The sequence below is a fragment of the Anaerococcus lactolyticus S7-1-13 genome, from assembly GCF_000758765.1.
In the GTDB taxonomy this organism is placed as follows: Bacteria; Bacillota; Clostridia; order Tissierellales; family Peptoniphilaceae; genus Anaerococcus; species Anaerococcus lactolyticus.
In genome coordinates this window covers 1-13,594 of the sequence record NZ_JRMW01000040.1, presented here as the reverse complement: position 1 = coordinate 13,594, position 13,594 = coordinate 1, and the positions used below count along the sequence as shown (strand labels likewise).

12 protein-coding genes are annotated in these 13,594 nt (G+C 37.3%); 2 read left to right on the top strand and 10 right to left on the bottom strand.

The genetic code is table 11. The features are described 5' to 3' along the window. Nucleotides 1-470: 470 nt before the first annotated feature. From HMPREF1630_RS07375 to HMPREF1630_RS07330, 10 genes are all read right to left on the bottom strand, one after another. Nucleotides 471-1,403, bottom strand: a complete 933-nt coding sequence (locus HMPREF1630_RS07375; protein ID WP_037328459.1) for a P1 family peptidase — start codon at nt 1,401-1,403, stop codon at nt 471-473. Beyond that, complete coding sequence (locus HMPREF1630_RS07370) at nt 1,403-2,080, bottom strand: beta/alpha barrel domain-containing protein (RefSeq protein ID WP_037328457.1); 678 nt, start codon at nt 2,078-2,080, stop codon at nt 1,403-1,405. Before HMPREF1630_RS07370 ends, HMPREF1630_RS07375 begins: the two co-directional genes overlap by 1 nt. Further along, nucleotides 2,081-3,241, bottom strand: coding sequence for a nucleotide sugar dehydrogenase (locus HMPREF1630_RS07365; RefSeq protein ID WP_037328456.1), 1,161 nt, complete (start codon nt 3,239-3,241; stop codon nt 2,081-2,083). A 143-nt stretch (nt 3,242-3,384) separates the two neighbouring features. Then, nucleotides 3,385-4,002: a class I SAM-dependent methyltransferase gene (locus HMPREF1630_RS07360; protein ID WP_037328455.1), complete on the bottom strand. Its 618-nt coding sequence runs from the start codon at nt 4,000-4,002 to the stop codon at nt 3,385-3,387. A 90-nt stretch (nt 4,003-4,092) separates the two neighbouring features. Beyond that, nucleotides 4,093-4,863, bottom strand: coding sequence for a putative ABC transporter permease (locus HMPREF1630_RS07355; RefSeq protein ID WP_269319703.1), 771 nt, complete (start codon nt 4,861-4,863; stop codon nt 4,093-4,095). A 96-nt stretch (nt 4,864-4,959) separates the two neighbouring features. Then, nucleotides 4,960-6,225 carry a YkvI family membrane protein gene (locus tag HMPREF1630_RS07350; RefSeq protein WP_037328452.1) on the bottom strand — a complete coding sequence of 422 codons (1,266 nt, stop codon included), beginning with the start codon at nt 6,223-6,225 and terminating at the stop codon, nt 4,960-4,962. Between the two features lie 172 nt (nt 6,226-6,397). Continuing rightward, entirely contained in the window at nt 6,398-7,078 is a 681-nt protein-coding gene (locus HMPREF1630_RS07345; RefSeq protein ID WP_037328450.1) for a Crp/Fnr family transcriptional regulator, read from the bottom strand. Between the two features lie 9 nt (nt 7,079-7,087). Continuing rightward, nucleotides 7,088-7,807 (bottom strand): pyruvate formate-lyase-activating protein, encoded by a 720-nt coding sequence (pflA, locus tag HMPREF1630_RS07340; RefSeq protein WP_037328448.1) that lies wholly within the window; start codon nt 7,805-7,807, stop codon nt 7,088-7,090. 14 nt (nt 7,808-7,821) lie between these two features. Next, a complete protein-coding gene (pflB, locus tag HMPREF1630_RS07335; protein WP_004828295.1) occupies nt 7,822-10,077 on the bottom strand; it encodes a formate C-acetyltransferase in 2,256 nt (751 codons plus the stop codon). 234 nt (nt 10,078-10,311) lie between these two features. Continuing rightward, entirely contained in the window at nt 10,312-10,509 is a 198-nt protein-coding gene (locus HMPREF1630_RS07330) for a hypothetical protein (protein ID WP_037328446.1), read from the bottom strand. 249 nt (nt 10,510-10,758) lie between these two features. Here HMPREF1630_RS07330 and hcp point away from each other — a divergent pair, with 249 nt between their 5' ends. Together hcp and HMPREF1630_RS07320 are read left to right on the top strand one after the other, a co-directional pair. Beyond that, nucleotides 10,759-12,375, top strand: a complete 1,617-nt coding sequence (gene hcp, locus HMPREF1630_RS07325; RefSeq protein WP_037328445.1) for a hydroxylamine reductase — start codon at nt 10,759-10,761, stop codon at nt 12,373-12,375. A gap of 245 nt (nt 12,376-12,620) precedes the next feature. Next, the gene (locus tag HMPREF1630_RS07320) at nt 12,621-13,262 is read left to right on the top strand and encodes a Crp/Fnr family transcriptional regulator (RefSeq protein WP_037328444.1); all 642 of its coding nucleotides are present in this window, start codon (nt 12,621-12,623) and stop codon (nt 13,260-13,262) included. Nucleotides 13,263-13,594 lie beyond the last annotated feature (332 nt).

The following is a 13,594-nucleotide window of genomic DNA, read 5'->3' as shown; positions in this document are numbered from 1 at the left end:
ATTCGCAAACAAAATGATAAATATCAAAAAAATAAGATTTAACAAGTAAAATTAAAAATATTATTGGATATGTAGAGATTAATTTATCATTTTTATTTTACATGACAAAACTTATCACCTTTTAGCTTATCATTTTTTTTCATTATATCATAATTTTTTGTTAATGAAAAGGTTTTATAGGAAAGTAATTAATACTCTAAATTAAGCAAAAAATCATTAGAAAAACGTGTTTTTTACATATTCCTAAAGCCTACACCCCTTATATTTTAGCTTCGCTTCTAAAAAAAATTTAGTATTAGTAGAATTTTAATTAAATTCTAATTAAAAAAACGGCTAGCTTAACCATCAAATCCTTCTAACCTTGATCATAATTTTATAAGTAATATTTTATTCTACGTTTTAAGATGTGAAGGCAAATATAAGCTTCTTTTCTTTAGCAACAAAAAAGACTAGCTAAACTAGTCTTAAACTTAATTATTTTTTTCTCTCGAGCTGTAAATCGCATTTGCAATCGCCATGGACATGGCTTCTGCTGCGAGTGTTCCTACGAGATTGATATTTGCTTGCACTTTGTTGGTCGCTAATGAAAAAATTGTATCGCCGTCAAAGAGGGTATGCACAGGATTTATTGACCTTGCATAGCCATCGTGGGCCATGCCTGCTATTTTTGTTAGCTCTGTCTTGGTGAAAGTAGCGTTGGTGGCTACAGCGCCGATTGTTGTGTTGGCTGGTTTTATGTCAGCAAAAGATCCTAGGATTTTATCAATCATATCAACAGTCCTAAGCATTTTCCCATCCACAATTGGCCCTGCAAGCTGGAGAGCCTTATGGTAGTCAAAAATATCTCCAAAGGCGTTTACAGCAACTATAGCAGAGACTACCAAGTCCCCTTTTTTTATAGAAGCTTGCCCTAGACCTGATTTTACCAAGTGGTCTGGTCCAAGTGCCTTGGCAACTGTGGCACCTGTGCCAGCGCCAACTATTCCTTGACTCTTATCTTCATACCTAGCATTGTTATAGGCTTTTTCAGTCATCTTTGCATCTGGTCTCGCCTTGGAATCTTTGTAGGATAAGTCGAATAAGACAGCCTGGCTAATGATTGGCACAACCCCGACTCCCACATTAAAGCCCCTACCTTCTTTTTCGAGAATTTTCATAAGGTGGCTTGCCGCTTCAAGGCCGTAGGCAGAGCCTCCCGATAAAATAATCGAACTTACTTCAGATACTTGGTTTATAGGGTTTAATAGGTCAGTCTCACGAGTGCCCGGCGCCCCACCTCTCACATCAACACCTGCAGTATTTCCGGAATCTGGAATGATGATTGTAAGGCCTGTGCCCCCTTCTAAGTCTTGGGCGTGGCCCACTTTTATATTTCCAACATCTGTAAAATATCCACTATACATCAGATATCCTCATTTCTGTAAGTATCCATCATTGAGCCAAAAACATCAGATGAAGATGGTGGAGTGTAGGAAATGGCATTAGCTCCAGCTTTAATTGTCTCAAGTATAGACTCACCGTCCTTGCCACCTGTAGCTATTATTGGAAAATCATCCCCAATATCTGCCCTAATATGGCGAACGAGATCGGCTGTATATTTACCACCAGACACATTTAAAATTTCTGCTCCAGCTTCAATCTTCGCCTTGTAATCATCCTTCAAAGACGAAACAGTAGCTATAACAGGTATGTCAACAAATTTTGAAATTTCCCTAATATCTTCGTGTGGAATTGGACCATTTACCACAACCCCGTAGGCACCTGCAAGTTCTGCATAATAAGCCACAAACCTTGATCTTGGGCCTTGGGTAGTGCCACCACCAACTCCGATAAAACATGGAACTGAAGCTATGGAAATAATGGCCTCAGTGATGGAATTTAATGGTGTGTAAGGATAGACCGCCATGATTGAGTCAGCATTTGAATTTCTAATTATGGCAAGGTCGGTAGTGAAAAGCAAGGATTTTATCCTCTTATCAAAAATTTTGATGCCACTTGCCTTATAAATTTCTTCTGGCACAGAAATAAATGATTTTCTGAGCTTGGAATGGACTTGGGGCACATTTTTCTTTTCTGTCATTTAGTCCCTCTCAAATAAATCTCTGGTATAAAGTTTGTTTTTTACATCTTTAAGGTCGTCTTCAACCCTGTTTGCAATTATCAGGTCAACCTTCTTAAAGTCTTCTAAGTTGCGAATTAACTTCATGCCTTCAAAGTCATCGCCATCTAGGTTTGGCTCGTAAATTACAAGGTTTGCGCCCTTGGATTTTAGGTTATTTATTACATCAAAAATCGCAGACTTCCTAAAATTATCCGAACCCTTTTTCATAACCAACCTATAAACGCCGATGGTTTGAGGATTTTTAGCAAGGATGTCCTCGCTTACAAAGTCTTTTCTCACTTCATTTGAATCGATAATTGACTTAAAAAGGGCTGACGGAATATTTTCGTAATTGGCGTAAAGTTGCTTGGAATCTTTTGGAAGACAATAGCCACCATAGCCGAAGGATGGGTTGTTGTAGTGGTCACCTATCCTTGGATCGGCAGAAACACCTTCTATAATAGATTTGGAATCAAGGCCCTTAGCTATGGCGTAGTTATCAAGTTCGTTAAAAAATGACACCCTCATAGCAAGGTAGGTGTTAGCAAAAAGTTTTACAGCCTCTGCCTCACTTCTTCCCATCAAAATCACATCAGGATTATTTAAAGCTTCAGACTTATAAAGGTCAGCAATTTTTTTGCCGATTTCAGTCTTATCTGAGACAATTATCCTTGAAGGGTGAAGGGAATCGTAAAGAGCCCTGCCCTCCCTTAAAAATTCTGGCGAGAAAATTATGTTCTCACAGTTAAACTCTTTGTTTTTTCCCTCAGTATATCCGATTGGAATAGTTGATTTGATTAGGATTGGTAAATCTTTTCTAATAGATTTTATCATTTTTATAGCGTCATCTAAGAAGGAAGTGTCGAAAAATTTCTCCACTTCGTCGTAGTTTGTTGGTAGGGCAAGGATGGCAAGGTCACAATCCTTAAAGTCCTCCTCTCCGCTTGTTTTAGCGATAAGATTCAATTTTTTATTGGCCAGATAATCTATTAGGTAATCGTCCTTTAGGGGTGATTTTTTATTATTGATTAGATCAACCTTTTTTTGGTCAATTTCAAGGCCTATAACCTCATTTGTTTGGGCGAGTAGGACTGCATTTGAAAGACCAACATAACCCATACCCATTACTATAATTTTCATCATAACTCCTTTTTTAAGAAACTTAATATCATTTTACATTTATAAAATTTATTTACAATTCACAACTCCCCCACTGAAGCCTGCTAAATCCTAGCTCTCCTTGGCTCTAGAAAAGCTTATACTATAATAAAACTTAGCTAAGTTTAGTTTGTGATAGTTAAGATGCCTGAACAATAAGAATATGTGATGAAGTCTAGATTACTAAAGTGGTTTTTTAGCTCGTCATAGACAAAATAAAATTCATCCTCATCCCATTCGTTCTTAAATTTTTCCCTTGTAGCTTCTAAATCTCTCCTTGTTTTGAAAGCCACATCTCCAATATATATCTTTCCACCAACATTCAAAAGGGAAAGCAAAGTTTTTATGAATGAAACCTTATCCTCATCACTTAAATGATGAAGTGAATATGTCGCAACTATCGCATCATACTTATGGTTTAACAAGGATGAAACCAGCCCTCTTCCAAAGTCACCTACATATAAATTTGCATTCGGCATCTTTTCTTTGGCGATTTTCATCATTTCCTCAGAAAAATCTTGGCCATAGATAGTTAGGCCCTTGTCATATAAACGACTTGCGAGCGTTGCCGTACCAAAACCTATATCCAAAACATTTTTTGCTTCAGCTCCTAAGACATCCTTATAAATAGCATTTAAAATATCCTTATAAGCTGCAAATGGATAGGTATTTTCCTCATCACAAAGACCGACACTTTCGTCATATCCATCTGCCCATAGGTCAAAACCTTTATTATCAAGCATCCTTACCTCCAATAAATAAATTGTATAAGTTTTATTGTTTAAATTATACTCCTTTTAGCAAGTAAATATTAAAAAATAGGACCTAGGGCCCTATTTTTCTATGTTCTCTATATCTTTGTCAATTTTTTCAACAAGGTCTTCTATTAAATTTGGAAAGGCCTTTATAAGTCGTTTTTCACTCATCTTATCAAATTTATTAGCTATATCCATCCTAATTTTATTTCTCTTTGCCTCAAGTTCCTTAACCCTTGGTTTGATTTCTTCTCTCTTCTCCTTGATAGACATGGTCCTGTCGTAGACACGCTTGCCAATATCATCAGAAACTTCTCTAATATCTTCGCTTGCAGCTTGGAGTTTTTTAAACTTCTTATTAAGTCCAACCAGGGTCAGAATAGTCTGTGCCATATCCACAGCAAAAATTGCCAATAAAATTATGTTAGCATAAAAAATAAATTTTGGATTTAAAAAGGCAAAAAATCTTACAATCAAAGGGTGGATAGCCTCATACAAAACAAAGCAAGCAAGGCCCCAAAGAATTGAAAATTCAAGGCAAATATAGCCACCAAGATTAAATCTCATATCAGAATAATCCCACCATTTCTTGTGGAAAATCTTCTCCAAAAGAAACCCCCCAACAAGTTCAAGGGATGTGGCTATAAAAATCGATCCAAAAAATAAGTATAATTTATTGGTCTTTGCTATATCAGTCAAAAAATAAATCACACCCAAGGCCCCAAAACCGTAAATCGGACAAAGAGGCCCATTCAAAAACCCCCTATTAATAAAACGCCCAGTCTTAATAGCCTGGTAAGAAACCTCCATAATCCGACCAATAAAGGCATAAACAAAAAAATATCCTATATAAAACCTAATAAAAACACCTCCTTTAGATCCTTCTAACTATTATACCCAGATTGAGAAAGATTTAACAAAAAAGTGCCCTTTCGGACACTTTTCTCAATTCTCCCCATGGTCAGTAAGAGGTTCTTCGTCGTTGTCTATGGCTTCTTGGACGGTTTCTTCTGTCTTTTCCTCGATTTGGTCGTTGTCTATGTGGGAGCGGTCTATTAGTTTGTTTAGTCTTTCTTCATCTTGTTTGGTGAAGTCTAGGTCGTCATCGAGTTTTTTTCTCATGTAGTGTCTGATTCCCAGTCTTTTCATGGATTCTCGTCTGATGGCTGATCTTTCTTTGAAGTAGGCGAAGACTAAAAGGGCCATCATGAATATTCCAATATAGCCGATTATTGGGTAAAATATCGAAACTAATTTCTTAAAGCCTAGGAAGGAAAGGATAAAGCCTACGCCTGTGATTGTTACAAGCATGATTTTAAATCGTCTTTCTTCCCCGTTTGAAAATCTCCTTGCTAGGGCATAAAAAAGTGAAATTCCTGTATTAAATATCATCCCAAATACTACCAGAGCCATGACAAATCCTAGAATTGGACTGATATCTTCTATGATGTAAAGCATTGGTATGTCAAGATTATATACTTCTTCGACTCTTATTAAGAGGGTCAAGGTTATTAAGACTCCCATGATTCCAACAATAGCGCCTCCCATTAGGCCACCTTTGCCGGCATTTTCTGTGCTTAATTCATCTCCACCTAGTACAAGGCCCATGGAAACTGCTGTCATTAGGCACATTCCAAAATAATTTAGGACTGCAAAGCCTACATTATCAAAGTTTGATGGAAGTTTTACCGCGAAGGCATTTAGGGCTTGCCAGTCTGGCTTGAATTTAATAAAGGTGTAGACAGACCCGATTAGGACAAAACCCACGATAAAGGGTGTAAATGATCCTATTATCTTGCTTACCTTGGAAAAATCCATCATGCCAACGACAATTATTAAAAGGGCACATAAGACCCTACCAACGTTGACATTTAGACCAAAGGCCTGGTTTAGGTTAGACCCCGCCCCTGCAAGCATGACAAAACCAACTACAAAGCAGGTGAATATCAAGGATATGTCCATAAATTTTGAAATAAATTTGTTAGTGATTTCGTCAAATACATCGGAATGGTCGGTCGCCAGATAGTGGCTACCGAGAATTAATAAAATCCCACCGATTACCATATGTAGGATGCCTACTAGGCTTATACCGACAAGTCCATTTATTCCAAGCGAGACAAAGTATTGCAAAAGCTCTTGGCCCGAGGCAAGTCCTGCACCTGTGAGGACGCCAACATAGGCGAGCATTATCTTAAATGTTTGTTTATTCATATTTCCTCCGTCCCACCATGATACCGGAAGAGAAGTTTTTATCAAATTAAACAAAAAAAGACTCCACAAGGAAGTCTTTTCATTCGTGCTATTATCAAATTTATTGACTCAAAAACCGAGCCTAATGTTTGTAAGATTCCCCCCACTTTTCGACAAATTAAACAGTCGTTGCTTATGAGGTCATCTTTTCAAGGGCTCTTATATTGGTTATTAGGATTTCATTCCTACCGATAATCTTGATTAAGCCCATCTTTTCAAAGTTTGATAACTTCCTCGAAAGGGTTTCTCTCACAACACCCGAATAAGACCCCAGTTCCTCACGGCTAAGGTGGGATGTAATCAAAACTCCGTCTTTTTTGACTATGCCAACATCATCTGCCAAGTCCAAGAGGAGTTTGGCGACTTTCATGTCTGCATTTATGGTCGAAAGCCTGTCTATAAGCTCTTCAGATCTCCTAATCCTCCTGAAGGATTGGTCTAGGATTTTGATTAGAACTTTGTTATTTTTTTTGAGGATACTATTGAAGTCAATCCTTGATATTATCAAGAGTTTGGCCTTGGTTAAGGCCCTCGCCTCATAGATGTATTCCTCTTCGGTAAGAAGGTTGTGGGCACCAACAAAGTCTCCCTCGCCGTAAATATACAAAATCTGCTCCCTGCCGTCAGAAAGGTAGGTGGATATTTTTATAAAACCCTCGAGGATTATATACATAAAATCAGCCGAGTCACCAAAGGAAAATATCATATCTCCCCTCCTGTAGGCTAAAACTTGGGGTCTGTACTTAAAACGTTGTAATTCTTGATCGGATAAAAAGGCCAAAAAACTTTTTTCATCTTTTTTGTAGTCGTTCATAATTTGCTCCTACAAAGATTTTAACATATTGTTAGCATAAATTTCAAAGTTTTTTGCCTTATCCTTATCCATGGCCTCCATGTTTTTAATCCTGTATGGCTTGCCCAAATCTGCATATTTACACACTCCCAACTTGTGGTAGGGAAGAATTTCTATCTTATCAATATTTGCCTTTATTGGCCTAATAAAGTCAACAAGCCCATCCATATCCTCTTTGGTATCTGTGACAAAGGGCATCATTACGTGTCTTATCCAGACCCTGGTATCAGTTTTTTTGATTGATTCCATAAATTTTATGAGTTTGTCTTGGTAATTTTTTGTTATTTCATAAAAGAAGTAGGGATCATAATGTTTGATATCCAAGAGAATTAGGTCGGCTTCTCTGGCTATATCATCGTAATATTTTTCATCACCCACACCTGAAGTATCCACTGCCACATGGATGGCTTCCTTGTGGAGGGCTCTTATGGTTTCAAGCACAAAAGCCCCACTTGCCAGAGGCTCGCCACCCGAAAGGGTGACTCCACCTCCGTTTTTGAAGTAGGGTTTCATTCTTAGGGCTCTTTTTACAATCTCATCTACCGTTACATCCCTACCATAGTCTAGGGATTGGGTGTCTGGATTGTGGCAAAATACACATCTTAGTGGGCAACCAGAAAGGAAGAACACTGTCCTTATCCCTGGTCCGTCTACCAGGCCCATTGTTTCAATTGAATGTAATTTTGCCATAAGGCCTCCTTATCTTATTGGTGGTTGTGGAAGGTTCTTTCTAGAACTTCTCTCTTTTGTTCATCTGTAAGTCTGTTGAAGTGAACAGCATAGCCAGAAACTCTGATAGTGAGGTTTGGATACTTGTCTGGGTTGTGGTAAGCGTCTAGGAGTTTTTCTCTTTGAAGGACGTTTACATTTAGGTGGAAGGCATCTTGGCCAAAATATCCGTCCATGATGTTTACAAGGTTATCTATTCTCACTTCATCTTCCTTGCCTAAAGCGTCAGGTACGATTGAGAAGGTGTTTGAAATACCGTCTTCACATACACATTCATAAGGAAGTTTAGCTACAGAGTTAAGACTTGCAAGAGCACCTGATTCGTCCCTACCGTGCATTGGGTTTGCACCTGGAGCAAATGGTTCGCCTGCCTTTCTGCCGTCTGGTGTTGTACCTGTCTTTTTACCATACATTACATTTGATGTAATTGTAAGGGCAGATAGGGTTAGTTTAGCATTTTTGTAGGTAGCGTGTTTCTTAAGTTCATTAGAGAAATAGGTTAGGATATCAACAGCGATTTGGTCTACTCTGTCATCATCGTTACCATATTTAGGGAAGTCGCCTTCTGTTTCAAAGTCGATTGCTATGCCATTTTCATCCCTAACTGGTTTTACTTTTGCATATTTGATTGCAGAAAGTGAGTCAGCTGCGATTGAAAGACCAGCCACACCTGTTGCTAGATTTCTCTTAACATAGGTATCATGAAGGGCCATTTGACCTGCTTCATAAGCATATTTATCGTGCATGAAATGGATAACATCGAGGGTCTTCACATATAGGCCTGCTAGTTCAGATAAGACTTTTTTGTAATTTGCAAGAACTTTGTCATAGTCAAGATATTCTGTTGTAATTGGCTCAACATCATTAAATAACCTAATTATGCTACCATCCTTGTTTTTCTTCTTTTCGTCAACTCCACCATTTATTGCATAAAGGAGTGATTTTGCAAGGTTGGCACGAGCGCCAAAGAATTGCATTTCCTTGCCAACTTCCATAGCAGATACACAACAAGCTATAGCATAGTCATCGCCGTACATATTTCTCATTAGGTCATCATTTTCATATTGAATAGAATCTGTCATGATAGAAACCTTAGAGCAGAACTTCTTCCAACCTTCAGGAAGTTTTTCAGCCCAAAGGATTGTCATGTTTGGTTCTGGAGCTGATCCTAGGTTTATAAGGGTATTTAGGTATCTGAAGGCTGTCTTTGTTACAAGAGTCCTACCATCTAGACCCATACCACCGATTGATTCTGTAACCCAAGTTGGATCTCCACCGAAAACTTCATCATAGTCTGGAGTTCTTAGGTGGCGAACAAGTCTTAATTTGATAACAAGTTGGTCAATTATTTCTTGAGCTCCAACTTCATCAAGGATGCCCCTATCCATATCTCTCTTGATATAAATATCTAGGAAGCCTGCATTTCTACCAATTGACATAGCTGCACCATTGTTTTCCTTAACAGCTGCAAGGTAGCCAAGGTATAAGAATTGGGCTGCTTCTCTCGCATTTGTAGCAGGTTTAGAAATATCTATACCATACTTAGCTGCCATATTTTTAATCTTGCCAAGGGCTCTGATTTGCTCGCTAACTTCTTCCCTTAGTCTGATAGTTGCTTCTAGGTTATTTTCATCAATTTCAATCTTATCTAGGTCTTTTTTCTTTTCTTCAACTAGCCTATCAATACCATAAAGGGCAACTCTTCTATAATCGCCGATAATCCTACCACGACCATAGGCATCTGGCAAACCTGTTAAAAGACCAACGTGTCTAGCTGTTCTCATATCCTTGGTATAGGCATCAAAAACACCCTCATTGTGAGTCTTTCTAAATTCTTTGAAATATTTTGCTTGAACAGGATCCATCTCTTGGCCATAAGCCTCAAGGGATTGCTCAACCATCCTGTAACCACCGTAAGGGTTAACTATTCTTTTTAGAACTTCATCAGTTTGAAGACCAACTATGACCTCGTTTTCCTTGTCAATATAGCCAGCATCAAAACCGTCTATAGAAGAAAACCTGCTTGTATCTGCATTTCTGTAAGATTCTCTGATTTCTTTATTAATCAAATCCTCTACAACAGCAAATAATTTTGTAGTCTTTTCGCTCTTACCAGCTAAAAAATCATCTCCACCTTCATATGGGGTGTAGTTTTCTTGGATAAAGTTACGAACATTGATTTCATCTTTCCAAAGTTCGCCCTTAAATCCATCATATGCTTTTACTTCCATTTTTTCCTCCTAATATATATTTTAAAAACCGAAGTTTTTTTGACTATCTGCCCCTATTCTATCTGGAAAAAGCTTTCTTGTATGTGATTTGAATCACTTCAACATAAAAAAAGACAAGCACAATTGCTCGCCTATAGTAAATAAATATAAATTTTATACTAAATAATAGTTATATCCACCAAGTTCTATTGTTTTTGTAATTTTAAGCTTAACTACATTTGTAAGAACAACATCTTATAAATTATTTTTTCTTTTAATCACATATAATCCGATTATAATAGTTAGCCAATAAGCAAACTCTCCTAAGAAAATAATTAATAAGGCTTCTTTCTGGTGGGGACTATTCATTTGTAAATCTTCAAAAAAAGTTATAGCTAGAATAAAAATTACCACTATATTAAGTCCAATAGCTCTCTTTATACTAATTCTCATTTTCTAACTCCTACTAATTGATGATTCCTTTGCCAAAGTCTTCCTATTTATTTTGGTATTATAATACTTGATTAGTTTTTGAACCACAAGATTCTTTTCTTATGAAAGATAATATTAAAACAATTTTTATATTATTTTCAAAATTAAAAAGCTATCCTTGTAACATTAGTTACGGATATCTTTCCTAAATTTTTTTATAATAGGATTATAAGATAAAAGTTTGAGAAAAAAAGAAATGAGGAAAAATATATGTTTTGTTATCAATGTCAAGAAACAGCTGGAAATAAAGGATGCAGTAAGGTTGGGGTTTGTGGTAAAAATGAATCTGTAGCCAACCTCCAAGACCTTTTAATTTATACAACCAAGGGTCTAGCAGGACTTGTGGTAAAAAAAGGCAAGGCTTGTGCCAAGGTCTACGATAGGATTTCAAACAATCTTTTCATTACCATTACCAATGCAAATTTCGATGAAAGTGCGATTTTAGATGCAATTAAGAAAACCATGGCCTTTAAGGAAAAAATCATGGGTAAAATTGGCACAGAAGGTCTAACTGATATTGAAAAATACATATCATACGACGATGAGGAATTAATAAGAAAGGCAGTTGAAGTCGGGGTTTTAAATATTATTAATGAGGATGAAAGAAGCCTTGTTGAGCTAATTACCTACGGTCTAAAGGGCATGGCAGCCTACAACCACCACGCAAACGTGCTTGGCTATAGGGACGAAGAAGTCGACTTCTTCATAGCATCTGCCCTTGCAAAAACAACTCACAATGACAAGGAAATTACAGATTTAATCGACCTTGTAATGGAAACAGGATCTCATGGTGTGAAAGCTATGGCCCTACTAGATAAGGCCAACACCGAAACTTACGGCAATCCAGAAATTACCGAAGTAGATTTTTCTGCAGGAAAAAATCCTGGAATTTTAATTTCAGGCCACGACCTTCACGATATGAAAATGCTCCTTGAACAAACCCAAGGAACTGGAGTTGACGTTTACACCCACTCAGAAATGCTTCCTGCAAATTATTACCCAGCCTTCAAAAAATACGACAACTTCCATGGTAATTACGGCAATGCTTGGTGGAAGCAAAACGAAGAATTCGAGAAATTTAACGGCCCAATCCTTATGACAACAAATTGTATTGTACCACCAAAAAAAGATAATACTTACCTAGATAGGATGTTTACAACATCTAACGCAGGTTACCCAGGAGCTTTCCACATAGAAGCTGACGAAAATGGTTTTAAAGATTTTTCACAAATAATTGAAATGGCAAAGAAATGTCAGGCTCCAGAAAATCTTGAAGATATAACGGTTGTAGGTGGTTTTGCCCACAACCAAGTTCTTGCCCTTGCCGATAAGGTTGTGGAAGAAGTAAAGGCTGGCAATATTAGGAAATTTGTTGTAATGGCGGGCTGTGACGGAAGAAATCCTAAGAGATCTTATTACACAGATTTTGCCAAATCTTTGCCAGAAGATACTGTTATTCTAACAGCAGGTTGTGCAAAATACCGTTACAACAAGCTAGGTCTTGGGGATATCAACGGGATTCCAAGAGTCTTAGATGCAGGTCAATGTAACGATTCTTACTCACTGGTTCAAATTGCCCTTGCCCTCAAAGACGTCTTTGGACTTGATGATGTAAATGATTTACCAATCGCCTACAACATCGCTTGGTATGAGCAAAAGGCAGTCATAGTCTTACTTGCCCTACTTTCACTAGGAGTTAAAAACATCCACCTAGGACCAACTCTTCCTGCCTTTTTAAGTCCAACAGTTATTGACTTTTTGGTAGAAAACTTCAACATCGCTCCAAATTCAACAGTAGAAGAAGACTTAGAAAAAATGATTGGCTAAATTACTTCTCACCTGTCATTCTTGAAGCCCTAACCACATTTAAGGCAAGCCCGTCGGCTCGAGGAGACAAATGTATGGTAGGAAAATTGCCCTAGCGGCATAGAGCGTGCAGAGGCAGACGAGCAAGGCGAGGAAGAATCTCATGAACTTAGGATTTACTATGTAATATTTATAATTGTCGGCACAAGCGTGCCGACTTTTAACTTTAGAAATAAAGTATAATAGGACTTAGAAAGGACATATTAATGGATTTACGAGAAATAAAAATTTTTAAAAATTTAATAGACCAAGACCTTGACCTCATAAGGTCAAAGACAGAATTTATAGAAAAAACTTATGGTAAGAGCGAGTATATTTTTATGGCCGGTGATAAGAGTGGTGACTTATTTTACCTAATGGAAGGCGTCCTAAATGTCTACCAGATAGATTCAAATGGCAAGAGGTTTATCTTCCAAAACTTTACAAAACCCACACTTTTTGGCGAAGTTTATTCCTATCTGGGAGAGCCCTTTGAATTTGACTGCGAATGCGCCAGCTCTTGCAAAATTTTAATCATAAAAGATTTCAGGAAAATCTTCGAGCCCCCATGCCCGGAAAGTTTTTTAAGATCCTATATAAACTTCCTATCCCACAAGTGCCTGGCCCTATCAAAGAAAAACCAAATCACCTCCCAAGCAAGTCTCCGTCAAAAAATCTGTAAATATCTCCTAGAAACTGAAAATCAAGGCAAGGTAAAACTTTCAATGAAAAGGGAAGATCTAGCAGACTACCTCTCCACCACCAGACCTAGCCTATCAAGGGAGCTATCAAAAATGGCAGACGAAGGGATTATAAAAGTCGGTGGAGATTTTATTGAGATTTTAAATAGAGAAGGAATTGAGTTTTAGTTTTTTGTGGTGATTTTAATTTGAAATTATGCTGAATGCATGACTATATTTTGCTTTTGAGCCTACGTAAGAGTTCCCTTGGGCCTCCCCTTTTTATAAAGATTCAACCGTAAATAGAAAAATTTAATAAAAGATAAAGATAAAATATAATAATAAATAGATTTATAGAATATTTTTCAAAAATATTTACCACAAAAAAAGACAAGCCTTAATTGACTTGTCTTTTTAAATATCAATTATTATTGTAAATAATCCATATCCTTTCGAAGAAGCTTTGCTCCTTCTAGGCATTTGCTGGACTATCTATTGATTGTCTCAGTTCTACGAGATTT

What these genes read in the sequence shown, in the direction of transcription:
- HMPREF1630_RS07375 (WP_037328459.1), bottom strand. Translation starts at nt 1,403, where the DNA reads ATGTATAGTGGATATTTTACAGATGTTGGAAATATAAAAGTGGGCCAC.
- HMPREF1630_RS07370 (WP_037328457.1), bottom strand. Translation starts at nt 2,080, where the DNA reads ATGACAGAAAAGAAAAATGTGCCCCAAGTCCATTCCAAGCTCAGAAAA.
- HMPREF1630_RS07365 (WP_037328456.1), bottom strand. Translation starts at nt 3,241, where the DNA reads ATGAAAATTATAGTAATGGGTATGGGTTATGTTGGTCTTTCAAATGCA.
- HMPREF1630_RS07360 (WP_037328455.1), bottom strand. Translation starts at nt 4,002, where the DNA reads ATGCTTGATAATAAAGGTTTTGACCTATGGGCAGATGGATATGACGAA.
- HMPREF1630_RS07350 (WP_037328452.1), bottom strand. Translation starts at nt 6,225, where the DNA reads ATGAATAAACAAACATTTAAGATAATGCTCGCCTATGTTGGCGTCCTC.
- HMPREF1630_RS07345 (WP_037328450.1), bottom strand. Translation starts at nt 7,078, where the DNA reads ATGAACGACTACAAAAAAGATGAAAAAAGTTTTTTGGCCTTTTTATCC.
- pflA (WP_037328448.1), bottom strand. Translation starts at nt 7,807, where the DNA reads ATGGCAAAATTACATTCAATTGAAACAATGGGCCTGGTAGACGGACCA.
- pflB (WP_004828295.1), bottom strand. Translation starts at nt 10,077, where the DNA reads ATGGAAGTAAAAGCATATGATGGATTTAAGGGCGAACTTTGGAAAGAT.
- HMPREF1630_RS07330 (WP_037328446.1), bottom strand. Translation starts at nt 10,509, where the DNA reads ATGAGAATTAGTATAAAGAGAGCTATTGGACTTAATATAGTGGTAATT.
- hcp (WP_037328445.1), top strand. Translation starts at nt 10,759, where the DNA reads ATGTTTTGTTATCAATGTCAAGAAACAGCTGGAAATAAAGGATGCAGT.
- HMPREF1630_RS07320 (WP_037328444.1), top strand. Translation starts at nt 12,621, where the DNA reads ATGGATTTACGAGAAATAAAAATTTTTAAAAATTTAATAGACCAAGAC.